At 64.9% G+C, this 22,011-nt stretch carries 21 protein-coding genes; 8 read left to right on the top strand and 13 right to left on the bottom strand.

Features of this window, described 5'->3' with window-relative positions; genetic code table 11:
• The first annotated feature begins 150 nt into the window (after positions 1-150).
• Complete coding sequence (gene egtD / locus AB3X86_RS08690; RefSeq protein ID WP_368595632.1) at positions 151-1,134, top strand: L-histidine N(alpha)-methyltransferase; 984 nt, start codon at positions 151-153, stop codon at positions 1,132-1,134.
• A 104-nt stretch (positions 1,135-1,238) separates the two neighbouring features.
• Here the strand turns inward: egtD and AB3X86_RS08685 are convergent, their stop codons facing one another.
• Entirely contained in the window at positions 1,239-1,532 is a 294-nt protein-coding gene (locus AB3X86_RS08685) for an acylphosphatase (RefSeq protein ID WP_013092809.1), read from the bottom strand.
• 138 nt (positions 1,533-1,670) lie between these two features.
• On the opposite strand from AB3X86_RS08685, the gene hpnA reads away from it, so the two are divergent.
• Both hpnA and AB3X86_RS08675 read left to right on the top strand, forming a co-directional pair.
• Positions 1,671-2,681: a hopanoid-associated sugar epimerase gene (gene hpnA / locus AB3X86_RS08680; RefSeq protein WP_176107060.1), complete on the top strand. Its 1,011-nt coding sequence runs from the start codon at positions 1,671-1,673 to the stop codon at positions 2,679-2,681.
• 99 nt (positions 2,682-2,780) lie between these two features.
• Positions 2,781-3,335: a hypothetical protein gene (locus tag AB3X86_RS08675; RefSeq protein ID WP_368595631.1), complete on the top strand. Its 555-nt coding sequence runs from the start codon at positions 2,781-2,783 to the stop codon at positions 3,333-3,335.
• A gap of 92 nt (positions 3,336-3,427) precedes the next feature.
• Here AB3X86_RS08675 and AB3X86_RS08670 read toward each other — a convergent pair whose 3' ends face one another.
• Positions 3,428-4,600, bottom strand: a complete 1,173-nt coding sequence (locus AB3X86_RS08670; RefSeq protein ID WP_368595630.1) for a glycosyltransferase — start codon at positions 4,598-4,600, stop codon at positions 3,428-3,430.
• On the bottom strand, positions 4,600-5,466 hold the full coding sequence (gene hpnC, locus AB3X86_RS08665) for a squalene synthase HpnC (protein WP_368595629.1): 867 nt from the start codon (positions 5,464-5,466) through the stop codon (positions 4,600-4,602). Before hpnC ends, AB3X86_RS08670 begins: the two co-directional genes overlap by 1 nt.
• A gap of 376 nt (positions 5,467-5,842) precedes the next feature.
• Here hpnC and ispH point away from each other — a divergent pair, with 376 nt between their 5' ends.
• Both ispH and hpnH read left to right on the top strand, forming a co-directional pair.
• Positions 5,843-6,787, top strand: a complete 945-nt coding sequence (gene ispH, locus AB3X86_RS08660; RefSeq protein ID WP_368595628.1) for a 4-hydroxy-3-methylbut-2-enyl diphosphate reductase — start codon at positions 5,843-5,845, stop codon at positions 6,785-6,787.
• 10 nt (positions 6,788-6,797) lie between these two features.
• The gene (gene hpnH / locus AB3X86_RS08655) at positions 6,798-7,952 is read left to right on the top strand and encodes an adenosyl-hopene transferase HpnH (protein ID WP_176107065.1); all 1,155 of its coding nucleotides are present in this window, start codon (positions 6,798-6,800) and stop codon (positions 7,950-7,952) included.
• Positions 7,953-8,067: 115 nt separating this feature from the next.
• Here the strand turns inward: hpnH and AB3X86_RS08650 are convergent, their stop codons facing one another.
• Complete coding sequence (locus AB3X86_RS08650; protein ID WP_368595627.1) at positions 8,068-8,670, bottom strand: phospholipid-binding protein MlaC; 603 nt, start codon at positions 8,668-8,670, stop codon at positions 8,068-8,070.
• A gap of 211 nt (positions 8,671-8,881) precedes the next feature.
• On the opposite strand from AB3X86_RS08650, the gene AB3X86_RS08645 reads away from it, so the two are divergent.
• Positions 8,882-11,497: an MMPL family transporter gene (locus AB3X86_RS08645; protein ID WP_368595626.1), complete on the top strand. Its 2,616-nt coding sequence runs from the start codon at positions 8,882-8,884 to the stop codon at positions 11,495-11,497.
• Positions 11,498-11,499: 2 nt separating this feature from the next.
• The gene (locus AB3X86_RS08640; RefSeq protein WP_368595625.1) at positions 11,500-12,519 is read left to right on the top strand and encodes a VacJ family lipoprotein; all 1,020 of its coding nucleotides are present in this window, start codon (positions 11,500-11,502) and stop codon (positions 12,517-12,519) included.
• A 97-nt stretch (positions 12,520-12,616) separates the two neighbouring features.
• On the opposite strand, the gene AB3X86_RS08635 is transcribed toward AB3X86_RS08640, so the two are convergent.
• Positions 12,617-13,102: an acyl-CoA thioesterase gene (locus tag AB3X86_RS08635; RefSeq protein WP_368595624.1), complete on the bottom strand. Its 486-nt coding sequence runs from the start codon at positions 13,100-13,102 to the stop codon at positions 12,617-12,619.
• A gap of 265 nt (positions 13,103-13,367) precedes the next feature.
• Positions 13,368-13,742: a DUF3828 domain-containing protein gene (locus tag AB3X86_RS08630; protein WP_368595623.1), complete on the bottom strand. Its 375-nt coding sequence runs from the start codon at positions 13,740-13,742 to the stop codon at positions 13,368-13,370.
• Positions 13,743-14,418: 676 nt separating this feature from the next.
• Between AB3X86_RS08630 and AB3X86_RS08625 the strand changes: the two genes are divergently transcribed.
• Positions 14,419-14,640 (top strand): hypothetical protein, encoded by a 222-nt coding sequence (locus AB3X86_RS08625; protein WP_368595622.1) that lies wholly within the window; start codon positions 14,419-14,421, stop codon positions 14,638-14,640.
• Positions 14,641-14,695: 55 nt separating this feature from the next.
• Here AB3X86_RS08625 and AB3X86_RS08620 read toward each other — a convergent pair whose 3' ends face one another.
• From AB3X86_RS08620 to AB3X86_RS08590, 7 genes are all read right to left on the bottom strand, one after another.
• Positions 14,696-15,454: a phosphorylase gene (locus AB3X86_RS08620; protein ID WP_368595621.1), complete on the bottom strand. Its 759-nt coding sequence runs from the start codon at positions 15,452-15,454 to the stop codon at positions 14,696-14,698.
• A 3-nt stretch (positions 15,455-15,457) separates the two neighbouring features.
• Entirely contained in the window at positions 15,458-17,542 is a 2,085-nt protein-coding gene (gene shc / locus AB3X86_RS08615) for a squalene--hopene cyclase (RefSeq protein WP_368595620.1), read from the bottom strand.
• Positions 17,539-18,807, bottom strand: coding sequence for a hydroxysqualene dehydroxylase HpnE (gene hpnE / locus AB3X86_RS08610; RefSeq protein WP_368595619.1), 1,269 nt, complete (start codon positions 18,805-18,807; stop codon positions 17,539-17,541). The genes shc and hpnE overlap by 4 nt, the downstream gene beginning before the upstream one ends.
• 4 nt (positions 18,808-18,811) lie before the next feature.
• Positions 18,812-19,660 carry a presqualene diphosphate synthase HpnD gene (gene hpnD / locus AB3X86_RS08605; protein ID WP_176366417.1) on the bottom strand — a complete coding sequence of 283 codons (849 nt, stop codon included), beginning with the start codon at positions 19,658-19,660 and terminating at the stop codon, positions 18,812-18,814.
• A gap of 233 nt (positions 19,661-19,893) precedes the next feature.
• Complete coding sequence (locus AB3X86_RS08600) at positions 19,894-20,844, bottom strand: diguanylate cyclase (protein ID WP_368595618.1); 951 nt, start codon at positions 20,842-20,844, stop codon at positions 19,894-19,896.
• Positions 20,841-21,464, bottom strand: a complete 624-nt coding sequence (locus tag AB3X86_RS08595; protein WP_176107078.1) for a chemotaxis protein CheC — start codon at positions 21,462-21,464, stop codon at positions 20,841-20,843. The genes AB3X86_RS08600 and AB3X86_RS08595 overlap by 4 nt, the downstream gene beginning before the upstream one ends.
• Positions 21,457-21,822 carry a response regulator gene (locus AB3X86_RS08590; RefSeq protein ID WP_176120865.1) on the bottom strand — a complete coding sequence of 122 codons (366 nt, stop codon included), beginning with the start codon at positions 21,820-21,822 and terminating at the stop codon, positions 21,457-21,459. Before AB3X86_RS08590 ends, AB3X86_RS08595 begins: the two co-directional genes overlap by 8 nt.
• Positions 21,823-22,011: the final 189 nt, after the last annotated feature.

Raw genomic sequence — 22,011 nt, 5'->3', positions numbered from 1 at the left:
GTCGGCGAATGCAACTCCGAGCATAGTCTTGGAGGGCGCCATGAACCGACGTCCGCGCATCTCGCCCACGGCACGCGTCAACCGCGTTTCACCGCGCATGCCACCACCCGGCAGCAATCCCGCTCATCGAATGTGACTACTGGAGCCAGCATGACCCAGCCAGCCCTATCGCTTAGCAACTCGCCTTCCGAACTGCGCCGCGCCTTCGCCGCCGCCGTATACGCCGGCCTCACCCACACGCCGCAAAAAGAGCTGCCGTCGAAGTATCTGTACGACGAAGTCGGCTCCGCACTTTTTGAAGTGATTACCGTATTGCCCGAATACGGCGTCACGCGCGCCGAAGAACGGCTGCTCACGAAGCACGCGGCCGACATCGTCGAGCATTTGCCGCATGACGTGACGGTCGCCGAACTCGGCAGCGGCAGCGGCCGCAAAACGCGGCGCATTCTCGAGGCGCTGTGTAAAAAGCGCCCTACTTCTTACTGCCCGATTGAAATATCGCGCAGTGCTTTGCAGTTGTGCCGGCGCGAACTCGGCGACATCGAGCGGATTTCGATCGTCGGCTATGAACGTGACTATCTGGCCGGTCTCGCCGAGGTGAGCCGGCAGCGCGCGCCCGGCGACCGCTTGCTCGTGCTGTTTCTCGGCAGCACGATCGGCAACTTCGGCCGGCTCGCGGCCACGCGTTTTCTGCGCGACATCCGCAACATGCTCGCGCCCGGCGACGCGCTGCTGCTCGGCACCGATCTGATCAAACCGACCCCCGTGCTGATCGCCGCCTACGACGACGCGGTCGGCGTGACCGCGTCGTTCAATCTGAACCTGCTCGCGCGCATCAACCGCGAACTCGGCGGCGACTTTCCGCTCGATGAGTTCGAGCACGTCGCGCGCTTCAATCCGGACGCGCGCAGCATCGAGATGCATCTGCGCGCAAAGCGCGATATCACCGCTCACGTGCGCGCGGCAAAGCTGACGGTGTCGCTGAAGGAAGGCGAGACGATCTGGACCGAAAGCAGCCACAAGTATCGCGCGGACGAATTGCCCGCGATCGCCGATGACGCCGGCTTCGTGTGCAGCCATCAATGGATCGAGGATGAGTGGGGATTCGCGGAGAGTTTGCTGGTGGCGCGCTAAGCGCTGAGCACGCGGTGAACCACGGCCGATCAAGGCATCAACGAAAAAGCGGTGCGCCCTCCTCTGGACGGCGCGCCGCTTTTTTAACCCGCTTGGCTCGACACTCAATGCTGCTCGAAGCGCTCGTACCGCTTGTCGGTTGCGCGCTCCTCGCCGCTCACCTCGGTCACGCGCGCCGCCGGCGGTCCATGACGCAGCCAGGACAGCATCCGGTCGATCTGATTGGCCGGTCCCTGCAACATCGCCTCGACCGAACCATCGTCGAGATTCGCGACCCATCCCTTGATGCCGAGCGCGTGCGCCTGGCGCACCGTCGCGAGGCGAAAGCCAACGCCCTGCACGGTGCCGCGCACCCGCGCGTAATACGTTTCGATCCGCTCATCCAGATCCGGGGCCATGCCGCTACCTCCTTTTAATGCCTGACAGTCTTTCAAGCCGGCATTCTAGTCGTGTCGCGGCGAGCGTGCTCGACAACACCCATCCCTCGCGTGCGCCACGTACAATCCGTCGACCGTCACGCAGGAAATGGAAACACAATGACCGAACAGAATCGCGATCTCGTGCTCGTGACCGGCGCGTCCGGCTTCGTCGGCTCGTCGGTGGCGCGCATTGCGCAGAGCAAAGGCTTTCGTGTGCGCGTGCTGGTGCGCGCGACGAGTCCGCGCAAGAACGTCGAATCGCTCGATGCGGAAATCGTCGTCGGCGACATGCGCGACGAAGCATCGATGCGCAACGCGCTGCGCGGCGTGCGCTATCTGCTGCACGTGGCCGCCGATTATCGGCTGTGGGCGCCGGACCCCGGCGAGATCGAGCGCGCGAACCTCGAAGGCACCGAGGCGACGATGCGCGCGGCGTTGAAGGAAGGCGTGGAACGCATCGTGTACACGAGCAGCGTTGCGACGCTGAAGGTGACGAGCTCCGGTCAGTCCGCCGACGAAACCTCGCCGCTTCGCGCCGACCAGGCGATCGGCGTCTACAAGCGCAGCAAGGTGCTCGCCGAGCGCGCAGTCGAGCGCATGATCGCCGAGGACGGCCTGCCCGCGGTAATCGTCAATCCGTCGACGCCGATCGGCCCGCGCGACGTGAAGCCGACGCCGACCGGCCGCATCATCCTGGAGGCGGCGCTCGGCAAGATTCCCGCATTCGTCGATACCGGGCTGAACCTCGTGCACGTCGACGATGTCGCCGCCGGCCACTTCCTCGCGCTCGAACGCGGCAAGATCGGCGAGCGCTATATTCTCGGCGGCGAAAATCTGCCGCTGCAGCAGATGCTCGCCGACATCGCGGCGTTGACGGGCCGCAAGGCACCGACACTGAGCCTGCCGCGCTGGCCTTTGTATCCGCTCGCGATGGGCGCGGAAGCGGTCGCCAAGTTCACGAAGCGCGAACCGTTCGTCACCGTCGACGGACTGAAGATGTCGAAGAACAAGATGTATTTCACGTCGGCGAAGGCGGAACGCGAGCTGGGGTATCGCGCGCGGCCTTATCGCGAGGGTCTCGGCGATGCGCTCGAATGGTTCCGGCAGGCGGGGTATCTGAAGCGGTAAGCGACAGGGGTAAGCAATTTGTTACAAGTCCCGCGCCGGCGACGGGTCCAAGCCCGCGTGCAGCGGGTAAAATCGCGGGTCCTACCTGAGAAACCTCGCATGAATCTTCACGAACAGCTCGGCGCGCTGGAAATGGGCGTCGATCAGCTCATTCAGGCTGTCGTGGCCACGGAGGCCGAGAACACTCCCGAGACAAACGCTGACGCGGCGGCCTCGCCCGCGGCGGCGGAGCATGCCGCGCACGACACAGCGGCGCAAGCGGCAGCGGAACAGCCCGCGAGCCCCGCAGCAAACGCCGCAGCGATCGATAAACCGGCCGCCCCGCAATTGCAGCCGACGCTCGAAATCAACCGCCCGGCGCGTGACGAAATCACGATGACGATCGGCAACCAGACCGTCGCGCTGCGCCCCGAGCAGATCAGCCGGCTGATCGAGGAACTGTCGAACGCGCGCGCGTCGATGACGCCGGAGCAGCCGCAGGGCATCCCGCCGGGCTGGCAATTCGTGTCGACAAAGAATCCGATGATGGCCGTGCAGAAGCAGTCGAGCGGCGACCGTTTGCTCGTGATGCGCCACACCGGCCACGGCTGGGTGCCGTTTACGTTCTCGCCGGACGTCGTGATCCGGATGTACATGATGCTGACGAACGCGTGATGAGAAGCGCGTGACGTAAAAAAAGCGGCCAGGAGCCGCTTTTTTTACGTCTGCATTCTGCCGGGAGCAGCATTGGCCTGCGCCAAACGAATTCACCGCTCCTGCATCGGCGCCTGCACGCGCGCCTTCCACTGTCCACCCTTGCCACGCCAGTAACGCACCGCCGACGCGAACGTTGCGCCGACATAGAACAGTGCCACGAGCGGCAGAAACGGCGCCCACAGCGGCGAGCGCCGGTAGTAGACCAGCATCGGCGCATACGCGCAGCACATCGCCGCCCACGCGATCCAGGCCGGCCAGCCGAGCGGCCCGAGAATCAACGCCGCGACCGGCGGCAACAGATAGATGATCGCCATTCCCACCAGCGTGCCCGCGAGCAGCAGCGGCGAGTAGCGCAACTGCGTGAACGCGGTGCGGGCGATCATGTTCCAGATGTCGCGCCAGCTATCGTACGGACGCAGCGACACGCTCTTCGCCGCCACGTCGAGGCGGATCGGATGACGCCCGGTGCCGCGATGCTTGATGCGCGCGGCGAGACTGCAATCGTCGATCAGTTCGCCACGGATCGACTCGATGCCGCCCGCCTCCTCGAGCGCCGCGCGGCGCACCAGCATGCAGCCGCCCGCCGCGGCCGCCGTACGGTTGCGCGGATTGTTGACCCACGCGAACGGATACAGCTTCGCGAAGAAGAACACGAAGGCCGGAATAAGCGCTTTTTCCCAGAACGAATCGCAGCGCAGCCTGACCATCAGCGAGACGAGGTCGCGCTTTTCGGCATTCGCGCGCGCGACGAGCTGCGTCAACGCCTCGGCGGGGTGGCCGATGTCGGCATCGGTCAGCAACAGGAACTCGGCCGGCAGATCGAGCGTGCGCGCCGCCTCGATGCCCTGTGACTGCGCCCACACCTTGCCGGACCAGCCCGGCGGCAACGGCTTAGCGCTCAGCACGGTGAGGCGCTCCGGACATTGCAGCTGCAGCGCGGCGGCACGCGCGGCGTCGGCGGTGCCGTCGGTGCTGTGATCGTCGACGACGATCACGTGGAACGCGCCCGGATAGTCCTGCTTGAGCAGTGACGTCACCGCCACGGCGATCACGTCGACTTCATTGCGCGCCGGTACGACGGCCGCGACGGCCGGCCATGCTTCGCGCGCCGCGATGGTCAGCGGCGCGGCGGGGCGCGCGCGCCAGAAGCCGCCGCGCGCGAACAGCAGCACGCACCAGATCAGCAGGGAAACACACGAAAGAATGAACAGGACCGCCGCCATTAAGCATTACCCTCGATTGAGCGCGCCGCCATGCCGACGCGCCTGGATAGTTGCATTGTCAGGGTGCGTGCCGCCACCACGCACCAGTCGAACAGATTGAGCACCGGGCGCTTGCGGAACACATCGTAGCCCGCGCGCTCGATGCGCTCGAGATACCGCAGTCCGGCATGCACCGCGCCGCTCAGCTCGATGCCGAGCCGCCCCGGCATGCGCAGCGCGAGCGGCGCGCCGCTGATCAGCGTGGCACGCACGAACGCGATTTCGTGGGCCATCAGCGCGCGCCACGCGTCATCGACGACCCCCTCGGCAATCTGCGCCTCGGTCACGCCGAAGCGCCGCAGATCGGCTCGCGGCAGGTACACGTGCTGTCGTTGCCAGTCGGCGGCTACGTCGAGCCAGAAGCTGATCAGCTGCGACGCTGTGCAGATCGCGTCGGCGTCGGCGAGATTGTCCGGCGTCGCCGCGCCGACCAGATGCAGCAGCAGATGCCCGACCGGATGCGCCGAACGACGGCAATAGTCGACGAGCGCAGCGCGATCCGCATAGCGATTCGTGTCGATGTCCTGCGCGCAGCCGTCGAGCAGATCGTAGAACGGTTCGAGCGGCAGCTCGTATTGCGCGATCACGCCAGCGAGCTTGCCGAACAGCAGCGCATGCACGGGCGCGGCGCGCCGTTGCGCGATCGCGTCGAGCCCGGCGCGGAAATCGGCCAGACGGGCGTGCCGCTCGGCGGCGTTCCACTGGCCTTCGGCGGAGATATCGGCCGCGGTGCGCACGACCTGATAGATAATACCGACAGGCGCGCGTAGCGCCTTCGGCAGCAACACGCTCGCGATCGGAAAGTTTTCGTGTTGATCGACGTCCATCCAGCGAGCCTCGAAACCATTCTGTAATACAGCGCGATGTCCGCGCAGCAAGGATCGGTAGTTTAAGGGTTCCGCCGTGACGGTGCAGTGTGCGGTCATGGCCGGGCGCATCACGGGTGATCTGGCGCTGGCTCCTTACATCGTTGTAACGCTCCGTAGCCCCGCTCCTGCGCAAGGCCCAGCGGATGCGGCAAGCGCCCAACACGCGGGCCGCACCAGAAAGCAAAGCGGCCCCGATAGCGTTAGAATGCGCGTTTGGTTTTGCTGTACCGGCCGGTCGCCGGGGCTCAAGACGTCAACTAATCATGATGAGCGCGGCGATAAAGTCAGCTTCACGACTTCTTCGAAACCCGCGTTAGTCGGAGTTCGCCAACTTATGCGAGTCATCCTTGCCCAGCCGCGTGGCTTTTGTGCGGGCGTTGTCCGCGCAATCGAAATCGTCGATCGTGCGTTACAGCAACACGGTGCTCCCGTGTATGTCCGTCATGAGATTGTCCATAACCGTCATGTGGTCGACAATCTGCGGCAGAAGGGCGCGCGTTTCGTCGAGGAGCTCGATGAAGTGCCGCAAGGTGCCGTCGCGATATTCAGCGCGCATGGGGTTGCACAAACCGTCGAACGTGATGCCGAAGCGCGCGGCCTCGACGTGCTCGACGCCACCTGCCCGCTCGTGACCAAGGTGCATGTGCAGGGTCGCCAGTACGTGGCCGCCGGCCGCACGCTGATCCTGATCGGCCACGCCGGCCATCCCGAAGTGGAAGGCACGATCGGCCAGATCCCCGGCACGGTGCTGCTGGTGCAGAGCGAGGCAGAAGTCGCGAACCTCGAGTTGGCGGTCGATACGCCGCTCGCCTACGTGACGCAAACCACGCTGTCGGTCGACGACACGCGCGGCATCATCGACGCGCTGCTGCGCCGCTTTACCGACATCGTCGGTCCCGACACGCGCGACATCTGTTATGCAACGCAGAACCGCCAGGCGGCGGTGCGCGAACTGAGCAAGGAGGTCGATGTGCTGCTGGTGGTCGGCGCAACCAACAGCTCGAACTCGAACCGGCTGCGCGAAATCGGCAGTGAAAGCGGCGTGGCGAGCTACCTCGTCGCCGACGGCTCCGAAGTGAAGCCGGAATGGTTCGCTAACGTGCGGACGGTCGGCATCACGGCCGGCGCGTCGGCACCCGAAGAAATGGTCGAAAACGTAATCGATGCGCTGCGCGCATTCGGACCCGTCGATGTCACGACGATGGCGGGCCGTGAAGAAAAAGTCGAATTCAAGTTGCCATCGAAGCTGATGCAACCTCTCGCTGCACGCGAAGTTTAAGGAGGACGCCTTGTCTATTCCGCTGCTACAGAAAGTCCGCGTCGGCGCATACATCATGCGCCAGCATCTCTCCGGCAACAAACGCTATCCGCTCGCCCTGATGCTGGAGCCGCTGTTTCGCTGCAATCTCGCCTGCAATGGCTGCGGCAAGATCGACTATCCAGATCCGATCCTGAACCAGCGTCTGTCGCTCGAAGAATGCCTTCAGGCAGTCGACGAATGCGGTGCCCCAGTCGTCTCCATCGCCGGTGGCGAGCCGCTGCTGCACAAGGAAATGCCGCAGATCGTCAAGGGCATCATGGCGCGCAAGAAGTTCGTGTACCTGTGCACGAACGCGCTGCTGATGGAAAAGAAGATGGACGACTACGAGCCGAATCCGTACTTCGTGTGGTCGGTTCACCTCGACGGCGACAAGGAAGCGCACGATCACTCGGTGTCGCAGGAAGGGGTGTACGAGAAGGCCGTCGCCGCGATCCGCGAAGCGAAACGCCGCGGCTTCCGCGTGAACATCAACTGCACGCTGTTCAACGACGCAGAGCCGGAGCGTGTGGCGAAGTTCTTCGACACGCTGGGCCCGATGGGCGTCGACGGCATCACGGTGTCGCCGGGTTATGCGTATGAGCGCGCGCCCGATCAGCAGCACTTCCTGAATCGCGACAAGACCAAGCAGCTGTTCCGCGAGATCTTCAAGCGCGGCAACAACGGCAAGAACTGGTCGTTCAGCCAGTCGGCGATGTTCCTGGACTTCCTCGCGGGCAACCAGACCTACGAATGCACGCCGTGGGGCAACCCGGCGCGTACCGTGTTCGGCTGGCAAAAGCCGTGCTATCTGGTCGGCGAAGGCTACGTGAAGACCTTCAAGGAACTGATGGAAACCACGGACTGGGACAAGTACGGCACCGGCAACTATGAGAAGTGCGCCGACTGTATGGTCCACTGCGGCTTCGAAGCGACGGCCGTGATGGACACGGTCGCGCATCCGCTGAAGGCGCTGAAGGTCAGCATGCGCGGTCCGAAGACTACTGGCGCGTTCGCGCAGGACATCCCGCTGGATAAGCAGCGTCCCGCCGAGTACGTGTTCTCGCGTCACGTCGAGATCAAGCTCGAAGAAATCACGCGCGCCGGCAAGGGCAAGAAGGTGGAGACCGCGACGGCCACGCACTGACGCGTTGCACGGGAGGCGCCCGGGCGCCTCCTATCGAGCATGAAAAAAGCGCGGTGGCCAATCAAGGCCACCGCGCTTTTCTTTTACCGGTTAACGCTTCTGCCGACCGACCCGCTTATGCGCCGCGCGCATTATGCTCGGTCAGGAATTTGATCAGCCCGTCGATGCCGCCTTTGGCGATCTGATCGGCGAACTGCGTCTGATACACCTGGATCAGCCACGCGCCCATCATGTTGATGTCGTAGATCTTCCAGCCCGACGGCCCCTTGGTGAGCCGGTAGTCGATTGCATCGTCGCCGCCGGTGCTGATCACGTGTGATTGCACGACGATGTCGGTCGCGCCGGCGGGCGCGCTGACCGGCGCAAACTGGAACTTCACTTCCTGGTCGCGCAATTGCGATAGCGACGCGGCGTAGGTACGCGTCAGCAGCAGCGTAAACTGCTCGTACAGTTGCTTCTGCTGTTCCGGCGTCGCGGTCGCCCACGGCTTGCCGACCGCGATACGCGTGGTGCGCTCGAAGTCGGTGGCGGGCAGGAAGTGCGTCTGGACGACCTGGGTGATCTTCCCCATGTCGCCGCCGCGCGCCTGCGGGTCAGCCTTCATTGCAGTCACCGTGCCCTGGACTGCACTTTTTACCACCGCGTCGGGTGCGCTCTGCGCAAACGCCGCCGTGGATACCACGGCCGCAGCCACAAAAGCAGTCAGATATCGTTTCATACGCTTGTCATGACTCGAAAGAAGTAGCGCCGGCGGGCCGCAGCCCCCGCGGCTAAAGAGGGTAGACCAGTATAGCGGGGATTACGTTCCCATCCTGGCGAAGCTGTCGGGAGTCGTACTTGCTACCGAAGTCGGGCTTGCTTGCCCGGGCTCTGTATACTTATGCACCTTCGTCAAAAACAACACCCGTGATAAGGCCACGTCCGCCTACATGCTGAAGCCATACATCGTCCGTCTCGTCGCGTACTCGGTGCGTCATCCGCTCAGGATCATCGCGCTGTCGATCGTGCTCGCTGTCCTGAGCGGCATATACGTCGCGCATAACTTCAGGATCAACACGGACATCAGCCGTCTCGTCGAGACCAACAAGCAATGGGCGGCAGCCCAGAATGCGATCGACGCAGCCTTCCCCGACCGCGGCAACACCATGCTGGTGGTGGTCGAGGCGCGCGCGCCAGAATTCGCCGACGCCGCCGCCAACGCGCTGACCGCCGCGCTCAGAGCCGATCCTAAAGAGTTCACGTCGGTCTCGCAGCCTTCCGGGGGCCCGTTCTTCGAACACAACGGCCTGCTGTTTCCGTCCACCGACGAGGTGATGTCCACCACCTCGCAACTCGTGCAGTCGCGCCCGCTCGTCAATCAGCTTGCGCATGATCCGAGCCTGACCGGTCTCGCCGGCACGCTGACCACGAGCTTGCTGCTGCCGCTGCAACTCGGCCAGGTCAAACTCTCCGACATGAGCCGGCTGCTTGCGCAAAGCGCGAACACGCTCGATCGCGTGCTGGCCGGCCAGCACGCCGCGTTCTCATGGCGCGCGCTCGTCGATAAGAGCGCCGCCACCGATCCGGCGCGTTCGTTCGTGGTCGTGCAGCCGGTCGTCAACTACGACGCCCTCGAGCCGGGCGCAAGCGCATCGAGAGCAATTCGCGCGACCGCGGTGTCGCTGCATCTGCAGGAGCGCTACGGCGCGACGATCCGCCTGACCGGCGAACAGCCGCTCGCCGACGAGGAGTTCGCGTCGGTGCAGGACGGCGCCGTGCTGAACGGCATCGGCACTTTCATCGTCGTGCTGATCATTCTGTGGCTCGCGCTGCGCTCGGGCCGCATGATCGCGGCTGTGTTCATCACGCTGTTCGTCGGGCTGGCGATCACGGCCGCGCTCGGCCTGTTGATGGTCGGCGCGCTGAACATGATTTCGGTCGCGTTCATGGTGCTGTTCGTCGGGCTCGGCGTCGATTTCGGCGTGCAGTTCGGCGTCAAGTATCGCGAGGAGCGCAACCGCGACGACCGGCTATCGGCCGCGCTGATGCACACCGCGCACAGCATCGGCGTGCCGCTCACGCTCGCGGCCGTGGCAGTCGCGCTGAGCTTCTTCTCGTTCCTGCCGACCGCGTATCGCGGCGTGTCGGAGCTTGGGCAGATTGCGGGCGTCGGCATGTTCGTCGCGTACTTCACCAACATGACGCTGCTGCCGGCGCTGCTGAAGCTCTTCAATCCGCCGGGTGAAGTCGCCTCGCCGGGTTTCAAGCAGCTCGAACCGGTCGACGACTTCCTCGATCGCAATCGCAAGCCCGTGCTGATCGGCACGCTGCTCGTCGTGATCGGCGCGACGCCGCTGCTCGCGCACCTGCGTTTCGACTTCAATCCGCTGCATCTGAAGGACCCGCATACGGAGTCGATGGCGACGTTGCTGTCTTTGAAGGATTCGCCCGAAGCCGCGGTCAACAACGTGCAGGCGCTGGCGCCGTCGCTTGCCGACGCCGATGCGATGGCCGAGCGACTGCGCAAGCTGCCGGAAGTGGGCCGCGTCAACACGCTGAGCACCTTCGTGCCGGCCGAGCAGCAGCAGAAGATGATGCTGATTGCGAGCGCAGCGCAGCAGCTGCTGCCGGCGCTGCAACAGCAGCCCGCGCCGCAGGCCACCGACGCGGTGCGCGTTGCCGCCTTGAAGCGCGCGGCGAATCAGTTGTCGCTCGCCGCCGAGGACCATCCGGGAGCGGGCGCGGCGGAGGCGCAGCATCTATCGGCGACCTTGCAAAAGCTCGCGGCCGCCGACGCCGCCACGCGCGAGCGCGCCGAAGTCGCAATGTCCGACACGCTGCGCATCGCGTTGAAGCAGCTGGAGAACCTTCTGCAGCCGACCGAAATCACTCAGGAGACGCTGCCGCCAGGCATCACCGCGATGTGGATCGGCAAGGGCGGCCACGCGCTCGTCGATATCGCGCCGAAGGTGCCGCCCGGCGTCGATCCGAACGACGACCAGATGCTCGCCCGCTTCGCGCGCGCGGTGAAGCAGGCCGAGCCGGGCGCGATCGGCGGACCGATCTCGATCATCCATTCGGCCAACACGATCATCAAGGCGTTCCTGCAGGCGGCCGTCTATGCGCTGCTGTCGATCGCGGTGCTGCTGTGGATCGCGCTGCGCCGGATCGGCGACGTGCTGCGCACGCTGGTGCCGCTGCTGGTCTCCGCGTTGGTCACGCTCGAGCTGTGCGTGGTGTTCGGGATGCCGCTGAACTTCGCGAACATCATCGCGCTGCCGCTGATGCTCGGCGTCGGTGTCGCGTTCAAGATCTACTTCGTGATGGCGTGGCGCCACGGCCAGACCGGGCTGTTGCAGTCGAGCCTCACGCATGCGGTGCTGTTCAGCGCCGCCACAACGGCCACCGCGTTTGGTAGCCTGTGGCTGTCGCACCATCCGGGCACGTCCAGCATGGGGAGGCTGCTCGCGCTTTCGTTGTTCTGCACGCTGATCGGCGCGGTGGTTTTCCAGCCGGTGCTGATGGGCAAGCCGCGTCAACGTCGCGGGAAGCAAAAAGGAATATAAGCATGAAGCTGCGTAACACCGCGCTGGCGCTCACCGCCGCTGGTCTCATTTCGGGCTGCGCGACTGCCCCGGACCGCAAGCCGGGCGATCCGTTCGAGCCAGTGAACCGGGCGATCTTCACTTTCAACGACGGAGTCGATCGCTATATCGCCGTGCCGGTCGCGAAGGGCTACCAGAAGGTGACGCCGCAGCCGCTGCGCACCGCCGTCAGCAATTTCTTCTCGAACCTCGGCGATCTCACCAACGCAGCGAACGCGCTGCTGCAACTGAAGATCACCGACGCGACCGAAGACATCATGCGGTTCGCGTTCAACTCGGTGTTTGGCATCGGCGGCCTGCTCGACTGGGCGACGCCGGCCGGCCTGCCCAAGCATCATCAGGACTTCGGTCTGACGCTCGGGCATTGGGGCATTCCGTCAGGTCCGTATCTGGTGCTGCCGCTGTTCGGGCCAAGCACGGTGCGCGACAGCATGGGGCTCGTCGTCGATGTGAAGTTCAATCCGCTGAACTATGTCGAACCGGCGACCCGCAATCCGCTGTACGTGCTGCAGTTCGTCAGCACGCGGTCGGATCTGCTCGGCGCGACCAGCCTTCTGGAGCAGGCTGCGCTCGACAAATACTCGTTCGTGCGTGATGCCTATGTGCAGCAGCGCCTTGCGCGTCTGCGCGGCACGAGCAATAACCCCGCGCCGCTGCCGGAATACGACGATCACGGCGATACCGGCCCCGCTGCTGCCCCCGCGGCAGGCGCGCCGGCGGGCAGTGTGCCGAATTACTCCGATCCGGGCGATGTGGGCGAAACGCCTAATGGGGCTTCGGGAGCGGGTGGCGGGGCCAAGGGCGCGCCCGGCGCGCTGCCGAATTACAACGATCCGGGTGAGTCCGCACCGGCGCCCAATGGGGCTTCTGGCGGCGCGACCAAAGCGCCTGGCGGGGATCTGCCGAACTACGCCGTTCCGGGGGACGGTGGCGCGGGTGCAATGCCGGCTGCGCCTGCTGTGCCGGCGTCGTCCCCGCAATAGCGCTCCGAAGCACAACGGGGCGCCGTAGATGGGCGCCCCGCGTGGAAGTACAGTCAACCATCGCCCGACCAAACCCGCGGGCTTTACCACAGCCCGCTCAGTGCAGGCTCTCGATCTCGCTGCGCGCCGCGACCCGATCTTCCTCGGGCGCAGCGACTGGTGCCGGTTGCGGCACCGGCTTCGAGTTCGCGCGATAGTGAGCGAACTGCTCGTCCGCGTAACGGATACGCGTGCGGCCGTGCGGCCCCGGGTCACCGTTTTCATCGAGATTGACGAACACCATCTTGTCGACCGTCAGAATGCTCTTGCGCGTGATCTTGTTGCGCACTTCGCAGCGCAGCGCGATCGACGTGCGGCCGAAATGCGTCGCGGTCATCCCCAGTTCGATGATGTCGCCCTGGCGCGCCGAGCTGACGAAGTTGATCTCTGACATGAACTTGGTCACGACCCGCTGGTTGTCCAGCTGAGAGATCGCGTAGATCGCGGCTTCTTCGTCGATCCAGCGCAGCAGGCTGCCGCCGAACAACGTCCCGTTGGGATTCAGGTCTTCGGGCTTGACCCATTTTCTTGTGTGGAAATTCATTGGTTCTCCGTGTTCGAGGCTCCCGGGCGGGCGCGTCATGCGCCAGAACCTAGGGTTAACACCTAGCATCGTACCAAAGATGGGGTTTTCCCAGTACTTCAAGGGCTGCATAATTAATCGTGCTGATAGTCTTGGATTCGTCCGAGCGGCAGTCGACCACTGTTCCGGTACCAGCGGCTGCGCAACCGCTTAACGGACTCGCGCTGGCGGGACAGACTGAAAAGCCCGCTCGACAGCGGGCGTGTAGGTTGAGAGGGTATTCCCTCTAATCCATCGGGTCATACTGGTGGAATCCTTGGTAGCCGGTTGTGTCCTCTACCTTGGTTATCCGCCAGTGTCCGTTTTCCTTTGCGACGAATACGACCAGATTCTGTTTTTCCCCTAACCCGAAGGTCAACGGAATTACCACCGTTCCGCCGAGCGCGATCGCGGGATGCAAAGTCATCGTTTTGAGCCATATTTGTGGATCGATGTCTTGCGCTCGCGTGAAATAGTCCGCACCACCCGGCAAGCGCTTATGGTGATAGTCGTCCCGCAGATTATCGACGGTTGTTTTCGCGACATAGTTGTAAATGTGGCTATCCGTCAATTGATAAATACTGCCCTCATGCTGCAAATACCAGGTGTAAAACGCCTTCACGGCGATTTCTGGTGTATCCGGAGTCGCTGCGATGGCCTACACCCGGCTCGAGTGCCAACGCAACAGCCAGTGAGGCAAAAACGCGCAAAATAAATTTAATCATCGTCAGTCGTGCCGGAATATTTTGTATGCAGGTTTGATGGTTCGATAGGCTTGACCCGGATAAAAGCCATGCAGTTGTCGAAAGTCCGATATCCACATCTGACCGTCAAACATCGCCATGTGGCCGTATGGATGACCCGCAATGGCCTGTATAACTACCACGTCCGCGCGCTGCGGACCTCGCGAAACCCCGCTCTGATGAGCGACGAGCCGTAATCTTTCGCGTGCGCCGCATGTGCAATCCGCAGTCCTCCCGCTTCAATCGCGCGCCTCGTGTACTCCGCACATCGGCTCTGGCTCGATGGCCTATCGTTATCTTGCAGGTATTGTACGGCGTCGGCTTTGTTCCATGCCATTTTAATCAGATTCCTGAATATGGGCGAGCCTCATATTTACCGTCAATCGATGGGCAAATCGATTATTAATATAAAATTTGACCAGAATTTACAATTAGGTTCGCCGTTTTTATTGCTGAGGATGCAGTCTTAAAATAAAAGTGCGCATTCATCGGCTAGAATCTTCTCGCTTTTTAACGGGAGTACGCCTCCCTCGCGCTCCATCGAACTGAACTGTTATGAATTGGATCGTCAATAAAGCGGCGCTTCTGCTCGCCGCTATCGCCTGTGCGGCGCTCGCATGGGCGCTGATTCACTACAGCCGCCAATGGTTTGCGGTGCTGCTGTTCATACTGGCAATTGCGGGGCTTTTCGCGGACAACCAGCGGCTGCGCAACCGCTTAAGAGACTTAGGCGAAGACCCGAGTCGCCGCTCCAGGGGCGGCTCACGCACACGCTAGCGACTTGCTGCCTGCCCGGACGCGATCGGGATGACTAACCACCCTCCCCCGTCGCTCAACCGGCGACACCCGTGATCCGCAGCGCGCCGCCCTTTCCCAACGCCTCCCGCGTCTGGACCAGCGTAGTCCGCGCGGCGCGCGCATCGCCGGCGAGTCGCAGCAGCGCACCCAGTTGCGATGGCTGCCGCAGCAATTCGCGCAGAATCGGCCCGAGCGCGGTGGTGCCGTCCTCGCGCAAACCCGCCGTCGCGGCCGGCGGCAGCGTGCGCCAGGCCGGATCGACGACCGCTCGACACACTGCGAACGGCAGACCGTGCGCGGCAGCGGTCGCCCCCGCGATGTGCGATTCCATGTCCACCGCAAGCGCGCCGGTCGATTCGTGCAGCGCGCGTTTGTCTTGCGCAGTGATCAGCGGCGCGGCGACCGCCGCCGTCGCGCCACGGCGCACACGTCCCGCGAGCCCTTCGGCCGTCCTGACGTCAGTTACCGCGGCGGCAATCCGCTCCGACCACTGCCGATCCGTGTCGATGCGTCCGAACGGTCCATGCACCGCATCCGCGACGATCAGCGTCCCCGGTTCCAGATCCGGCGCGAGTCCGCCCGCCGTGCCGAAACTGACGATCCCCGCCGCGCCGCGAGCGACCGCCGCGCTTAGCGCGCGCTCGAGCAGATCGGCCCGTGCCGCGTACACGACCTCGACGCACTCGCTGCCGTCGCCGCGTGCGATGCGCGCCTCGAACGCCATGCCCGTCACGACGATCACCGGCAAACGGCTATCGCCCGTTCCGACGGACGGCGTCATCGACACGGACATCCGTCACATCCCGACCGTGACGCGCGTGAGCCCATTGCGCTTCAGATGACGGAAGCGCGCGAGCGCCCACAGCGGGAAGAACTTGCGATAGCCGTGGTAGCGCAGATAAAACACGCGCGGAAAGCCCGTCGCGGTAAAGCGCGTTTCGTCCCACAGCCCATGCTCGCGCTGCTCACGCTGCAGATAGTCGATCCCGCGCGCCACCGCGGCGTGATCGACCTCGCCCGCCGCCATCAGCCCGAGCAGCGCCCAGGCGGTCTGCGACGCGGTGCTCGGCGCGCGCTCGTAGCCGCGATAGTCGAGCTTGTAGCTCTCGCCGCCCTCGCCCCAACCGCCGTCCTCGTTCTGGATCGACACGAGCCATTGCACCGCGCGCCGCATGCGCGGGTCGTCGTGCGACATGCCCGCCGCGTTCAGCGAGCACAACGCGGTCCATGTGCCGTAGATGTAGTTCAGACCCCAGCGGCCATACCAGCTGCCGTCCGACTCCTGCTCCTGCAGCATGTAGTCGAACGCGCGCTGCGCCGGCTCGCTGTTTTGCGGCAACTCTCCTATCTGCGCGAACATCGACAGACAGCGGCCCGACACGTCCGCGGTCGGCGGATCGAGCAGCGCGGCGTGGTCCGAGAACGGGATGTTGTTCAGGTAGTACTGGGTATTTTCCGGCTCGAATGCACCCCAACCGCCTTCGCTGCTTTGCATGCCGACTACCCATTCGCGCGCGCGGGCAATCGCTTCACGATCGACATCGGACTTCGTGAGCGCCGCCGAACGATGCATCGCCATCACGACCACCGCGGTATCGTCGACGTCCGGGTAATGCGCGTTGTTGTACTGGAACGCCCAGCCGCCCGGCCGCACGTTCGGGCGGCGCGAAATCCAGTCGCCGCGCACGTCGAGAATCTGTAGCGGACGCAGCCACGCGAGCCCGCGTTCGGCCGCCTGTTCGGCGCGCGCTTCGCCGGTTTCGAGCAAAGCGTGCGCGGCGAGCGACGTATCCCACACCGGCGACAGACACGGCTGGCAATACGCTTCGTCGTCCTTGATGACGAGCAGCTTGTCGAGTGACTTGCGAGCGATCGCGCGGTTCGGATGATCGGCCGGATAGCCGAGCACGTCGTACATCATCACCGAGTTGGCCATCGCCGGGAAGATCGCGCCGAGGCCGTCCTCGCCGTTCAGTCGTTCGTCGACGAACGCGACAGCCGCGCGGATCGCGCGTTCGCGGCTCGCCTTCGGCAACAGGCCGTCGACCGCGCGCAACACCGTATCGACACAGCGGAAAAAGCCGAACCAGCCCGCGTGCTGATGCGGTGCGCGCTCGTTCATGCCGGTGTTCACGGGCGCGCCGCGGAACAGCTCGTCGATGCGCACCTTGCGCGGGTTGCGCGCGAGCGGCCGCTTCGCATTGAGCACCAGCAGCGGCACGATCACCGTGCGCGCCCAGTACGACACCTTCGACAGATGGAACGGGAACCACATCGGCAGCAGCATGATCTCGACCGGCATCATCGGCACCGCGCGCCACGACACCACGCCGAAGAGGGCGAGCAGAATTCGCGTGAACACGTTCGCGTGTTCCGCGCCGCCGTGCGCGAGGATCGCGTCGCGCGCGCGCACCATGTGCTCGGCGTCGACCGGGTCGCCGATCATCTTCAGCGCGAAGTACGCCTTCACGCTCGCGCTGATGTCGAGCGCGCCATCGGTGAAGAGCGGCCAGCCGCCATTCGGCAACTGGATGCGGCGCAGATAGCGCGCGATCTTCTGTTCGAGTTCGAGGTTCGGCGTCTCGCCGAGGTAGTGCACCAGCAGCACGTATTCGGCCGGAATCGTCGCGTCGGCTTCGAGTTCGTAGATCCAATGGCCGTCCGGCTGCTGCGCGGCCAGGATCGCATCGGTCGCGCGCGTGATCGACGCGTCGAGCGGGCTCGCGCCGGCAGTTTGCATGGCCGACGGCGTTGCGGTTGCCAATGCGTCCGCCCTGACGGGCGCGTTGGCAACCACGGCAGCTTCGGCCAGGTTCGGCGCCGCATCGGCGGCTTCGGGCGGCACCGCATCGAGCGGCTGGGTTTGAGATAAGTCGTTCATCGGCGTTCCATCTGTTGATTCAGCAGCGTATCCGCGGCCTTCTGGCCGGAGCGGATGGCACCTTCGAGCATCGCGGGCAGGCCGGTGGACGTCCAGTCGCCTGCGAGCAGCAAATTGTTCCAGCGAGTGCGCGTGCCCGGTCGCAGCGTCTCCTGCTCGGGCAGCGCGGCAAACATCGCGCGCGGTTCGATCACGACCTGCCAGCGCGGTAGCGGCGCGAGCGGCAGTTTCACCGCCGCTGCGACCTCGGCCCAGACGGTCGCCGCGAGCGCGTCGTGCGGCATGTCGAAGAGCCGTCCGTCACCGTTGAGCGTCACCGACAGGCGGTCGTCGAACGCAAACAGCCATTCGGCCGTTCCGTTCAGCAGCGCGCTGATCTGCGGCAGACCGAACGGCGGCTCGACCGCGAAATGCACGCCCAGCGCAGCCGCGAAACGCGTCGGCGCACGCAGCCCCGGCACCAGCGCCGCCGCGGCTTCAGGCGGCAGCGCGAGAATCACCGCCTCGTTCGCGCCGAGCGTGATGCTCTCATCGGCGAAATGCAGCGCCTGCACACGCGCCGGGTCGGCCGCGAGCGCGATGTCGCGCAGACGCGAACCGAGCCGGATCGTCGCGCCGCCGTGCTGCAGGAGCCGCAGCGCCGGATCGACGAACGCACTGCCAAGACCATTACGCGCAACGAGCGGCCGGCACGCGAGCCCGCCCGCGAGCAGCGTTTCGCGCACGAGCGCGCCGGTCAGCTCGGCCGACGCGTCGCGCGGCTCCAGATTCAGCAGCACATGCAGCAGCGGCCGCAGGAGCCGGTCCCATAGCGGACCGTCACAGCGCATCGTCTGCGCGACGCTGCGGCCCGGCTTCGCGAACAGCAGCGGCACGAGCGACAGGTAATCGGTCGGTACCGTGTTCGGCACGCGCGCATGCGCATCGAAAATCCACCACGGCAAACGCCCCGGCGACAGACGCACGCTCCAGCGCGAACGCGTGGCCAGATCGACGAACGGATACTCGGGCTGCGCGGAGCCGACCAGTTCGTCGGCGGCGCCGATCGCACGCACGTAGTTCAGCGTCGCGGCATTGGCCGACAGCACGATGTGATTGCCGCTGTCGAGCGTCGCACCGAGCCTCGCGTCGTAGTACGAACGGCAGCGGCCGCCCGCGTAATACTGCGCTTCGTGCAGCACGACCCGCGCGCCGCGCCGCTGCAACTGCACAGCGGCGGCGAGTCCGGCCACGCCCGCGCCGACCACGTGGACGAGCTTCGGCATCAGCTCAGAAAAGCGCGTAACGCGCGACGATCCACAGCAGGCGCAGCTTCGGCTTGCTGACCTTCGTGCGCGGAACGTCGAAGCCGCGCTCCAGCGTACGCTCGAGCAGCACGCGATAGACGCCCGACATGATGCGCGGCGCACGCACTTGAGCGCGCGGCTCGCGATCCATGATCGCATCGGATTCGGCGAAGTGCTGCTTCGCGCGCTCGGCGAGCGTCGCGCAAACGCGCGGCAGCGTCGGGTCTTCGGCGATCTGCCGCGGGTTCGTGGCCGCGATGCCTTCGCGCGCGAGCAGCTCGCGCGGCAGATAGCAGCGGTTGATGTCGGCGTCTTCGTCGATATCGCGCAGGATGTTGGTGAGCTGCAGCGCGCGGCCCAGATGGTGCGCGAGCAGCCGGCCCGGCTCCTCACGCATCCCGAATATCCTCACCGACAGACGGCCGGCCGCGCTCGCGACGCGGTCGCAATACAGGTCGAGCGTGGCGTCGTCGGGCGCGCAGATGTCGGCGGCGGCGTCCATCGCCATGCCGTCGATCATCGCGTGAAAATCCTCGCGTTGCAGATGAAACGTGTGAATGTGCCGCGTCAGCGCGCGCAGCGACGCCCGCGGCTGGCCGGCGTAGCACGCGTCGATGTCCGCGCGCCATTGCTCGAGCCCGGCCGCACGCTCGGCTCGCGGCAGGCTGCTGTCGGCGATGTCGTCGACCGCGCGGCAGAACGCGTAGACCTGGTACATCGCATCGCGCTGGGCCGCCGGCAAGATGCGCATCGCGAGATAAAACGAGCTGCCGGACGTGGCGGCAGCCGCGTCGATTTCAGTATCGTCCACGACGAGATTGGAAACAGCCAAGACGATCTCCGCTGGAGGCGCCCGCTGAAAGGCGTTCAAAGAGGTTTTTATGCCGACCCGCAAGGCAATGTGCCAGCGCGCGCGGACACGCGCGAAACATCCGGCTGGGCGGCCGGAAACGGCGAAAAGTATAGCAATCTTTGCCGGTGACCGCAGATTTGGCGGCCAATGAGGGACGCAAAGAAAGGCCGCCGGGCGCGGCGAGCTGGAACCACGCCGCCCTCGCCAGCGAATCAGGCCCCCGCGAGCCGGAACGCGACCGCGCAGTTGCGGCCCTGGCGCTTTGCTCTGTAGAGCGCCGCGTCGGCCTCGTTGATCAGCACGTCGTACGCGGGTACGCCCTCGCGCGCCGACGCGCCGCCGAGGCTCGCGGTGACCGGCACACTGGTGCCGATCAGCTCGACCGGCGTTTCCTCGATCACGCGACGGATCTTCTCCGCCACCAGCATCGCGTCGTCGAGCGGCGTGCACGGCAGCAGCAGCGCGAACTCCTCGCCGCCGAAGCGCCCGAACGTATCCTGCGCGCGCAACACACCCGCGACACGCTGCGCCATCACGCGCAGCACCGTATCGCCGACGCCGTGACCGAACTGGTCGTTGATCTGCTTGAAGTGATCGAGATCGAACAGCAGCATCGACATGTCACCGCCGTAGCGCTGCCAGCGCGTGAACTCGTCGCGCAGCCGCGCTTCGAAAAAGCGCCGGTTCGCGATGCCGGTCAGCCCGTCGCGATTCGCATACTCCTGCAGCTTCGCAACCGCCTCCTCGCGCTCGCGCTGCACGATGCTCACATGCGTCACGTCGGAGATCGTCACGCACACGGCCACCACTTCGCGGCCGCGCATCAGCGGCATGAACGTGCAGTCCTGCTGCATGAAGTCGACCCCGCCGGTGATCGGCCGGTCGTGATCGAACTTGAACAGATAGGGGCGCTGCTCCCACGAGCTGAACGCGAAGCTGCCGAGCTGGAATACGCTTTCGATCTTGCGCGACAGCCACACGCGCGGCAGCTCCGGAAAGTTCTGGTAGATCGAGCGGCCGACCACCTGCTCCGCCGACAGGCCGCTATGGTCCTGCATGAAGCGATTCCACATCAGCACGTTCAGCTCGCGATCGAGCACGAAGATGCCAAAACCGACCCGCTCGACCACGAGGTCGCTCAACGATTCCACTGGGACATTCATAGACTGGACAGCAGCGCATCGAGCGCTTCGTTCATGTGACGGATTGAGTCTTCGGCCATCAGCATCACGAGATGCGCGCGAAAACTCTGATGTTCGAGCGCGAAGTTCACTTCGACGAGCAGCGCCACCTGCCATTGCAGCACGCCGGGCTGGAACACTTCGTCGAGCGTCAGCGTGTCGCCGAGCACGCCCGGCGCGGAAAACACCGGCGTGCGGCCGAGCTGGTCGAGTATCGACGACACGCACGCGCCCGACAGCAGGTTCGCGACGTCGAGCATCAGTTCGCGCTCGCCGATCGCCTCGTAGCTCGAACGCGCGTACGGGTCGCTGACCAGCGAACAGAGCTGCGCGATGCTGTCGCTGCGACAGATCACCAGCACCTCGCCCTTGATGTCCGAGCGAAAGCCCTGACGCACCGCGCTGACCGTGTCGTCGATGTGGGTCATCTCGCGCAGCGTGCGCGCCGCATCGCTCACCGCGACCATCTTCACGCGCGGCACCGACAGCTCGATAAACGAATCGAGCAGTCCCGCGAGCCGCGTCGCGGCCCGGCCCATCGCAAGGTTGGCGATTTCCTGTAGCGCGTCGCGCTGGTCTTCGGTGAAGGCGGGCTCAGACATACAAGCCGTACTCCTTGAGGATGGGCAGGACCGCCTCCGGCGTCACCGGCTTGGCGATGAACGCGATCGCGCCGAGCTCGCGCACGCGCTCCTGGGCGAGCGGCTGCACGTCGGCGGAAACGACGATCACGAAGGTATTGAGGTCCTCGTGCTGCAACGCCTCGAGGACCTGGTAGCCGGTCATGTCCGGCATCGTCAGATCGAGGAACATCACCGAGGCCTTGCCGTCGCGATATAGCGCGAGCGCCTCGCGCCCGTTCGTCGCGTAGGACACGTCGACAGCCCAGTCGGGCGGCAGTGCCTTCGTGAGCAACTTGCGGGCGAGCAGCGAATCGTCGGCGATCACAATGGGCAGCATGGCAACGGCGGGTCGGGCGGTTTTTTAGGCGGGCGGATAAAGGAATCGGCTCGTTCGTCTGCGCGCTTTCCGCGCCTGGTCGTTTGCGTTTTGTTCGTCCCGACAGCGGAGGACAGCACACCTTCACGTGATGCCGACCGATGCGCGACCAGGTACAGTGGCGCCTGTCGAATTGCAATTGCCTATGCG

This window comes from Paraburkholderia sp. BR14374, assembly GCF_040948685.1.
In the GTDB taxonomy this organism is placed as follows: domain Bacteria; phylum Pseudomonadota; class Gammaproteobacteria; order Burkholderiales; family Burkholderiaceae; genus Paraburkholderia; species Paraburkholderia youngii.
This window is presented reverse-complemented; position numbering and strand designations above follow the sequence as displayed.

Excerpts from the sequence above, each read along its gene's own strand:
- egtD (WP_368595632.1), top strand. The coding sequence starts at position 151 with ATGACCCAGCCAGCCCTATCGCTTAGCAACTCGCCTTCCGAACTGCGC.
- AB3X86_RS08685 (WP_013092809.1), bottom strand. The coding sequence starts at position 1,532 with ATGGCCCCGGATCTGGATGAGCGGATCGAAACGTATTACGCGCGGGTG.
- hpnA (WP_176107060.1), top strand. The coding sequence starts at position 1,671 with ATGACCGAACAGAATCGCGATCTCGTGCTCGTGACCGGCGCGTCCGGC.
- AB3X86_RS08675 (WP_368595631.1), top strand. The coding sequence starts at position 2,781 with ATGAATCTTCACGAACAGCTCGGCGCGCTGGAAATGGGCGTCGATCAG.
- AB3X86_RS08670 (WP_368595630.1), bottom strand. The coding sequence starts at position 4,600 with ATGGCGGCGGTCCTGTTCATTCTTTCGTGTGTTTCCCTGCTGATCTGG.
- hpnC (WP_368595629.1), bottom strand. The coding sequence starts at position 5,466 with ATGGACGTCGATCAACACGAAAACTTTCCGATCGCGAGCGTGTTGCTG.
- ispH (WP_368595628.1), top strand. The coding sequence starts at position 5,843 with ATGCGAGTCATCCTTGCCCAGCCGCGTGGCTTTTGTGCGGGCGTTGTC.
- AB3X86_RS08650 (WP_368595627.1), bottom strand. The coding sequence starts at position 8,670 with ATGAAACGATATCTGACTGCTTTTGTGGCTGCGGCCGTGGTATCCACG.
- AB3X86_RS08645 (WP_368595626.1), top strand. The coding sequence starts at position 8,882 with ATGCTGAAGCCATACATCGTCCGTCTCGTCGCGTACTCGGTGCGTCAT.
- AB3X86_RS08640 (WP_368595625.1), top strand. The coding sequence starts at position 11,500 with ATGAAGCTGCGTAACACCGCGCTGGCGCTCACCGCCGCTGGTCTCATT.
- AB3X86_RS08635 (WP_368595624.1), bottom strand. The coding sequence starts at position 13,102 with ATGAATTTCCACACAAGAAAATGGGTCAAGCCCGAAGACCTGAATCCC.
- AB3X86_RS08625 (WP_368595622.1), top strand. The coding sequence starts at position 14,419 with ATGAATTGGATCGTCAATAAAGCGGCGCTTCTGCTCGCCGCTATCGCC.
- AB3X86_RS08620 (WP_368595621.1), bottom strand. The coding sequence starts at position 15,454 with ATGTCCGTGTCGATGACGCCGTCCGTCGGAACGGGCGATAGCCGTTTG.
- shc (WP_368595620.1), bottom strand. The coding sequence starts at position 17,542 with ATGAACGACTTATCTCAAACCCAGCCGCTCGATGCGGTGCCGCCCGAA.
- hpnE (WP_368595619.1), bottom strand. The coding sequence starts at position 18,807 with ATGCCGAAGCTCGTCCACGTGGTCGGCGCGGGCGTGGCCGGACTCGCC.
- AB3X86_RS08600 (WP_368595618.1), bottom strand. The coding sequence starts at position 20,844 with ATGAATGTCCCAGTGGAATCGTTGAGCGACCTCGTGGTCGAGCGGGTC.
- AB3X86_RS08595 (WP_176107078.1), bottom strand. The coding sequence starts at position 21,464 with ATGTCTGAGCCCGCCTTCACCGAAGACCAGCGCGACGCGCTACAGGAA.
- AB3X86_RS08590 (WP_176120865.1), bottom strand. The coding sequence starts at position 21,822 with ATGCTGCCCATTGTGATCGCCGACGATTCGCTGCTCGCCCGCAAGTTG.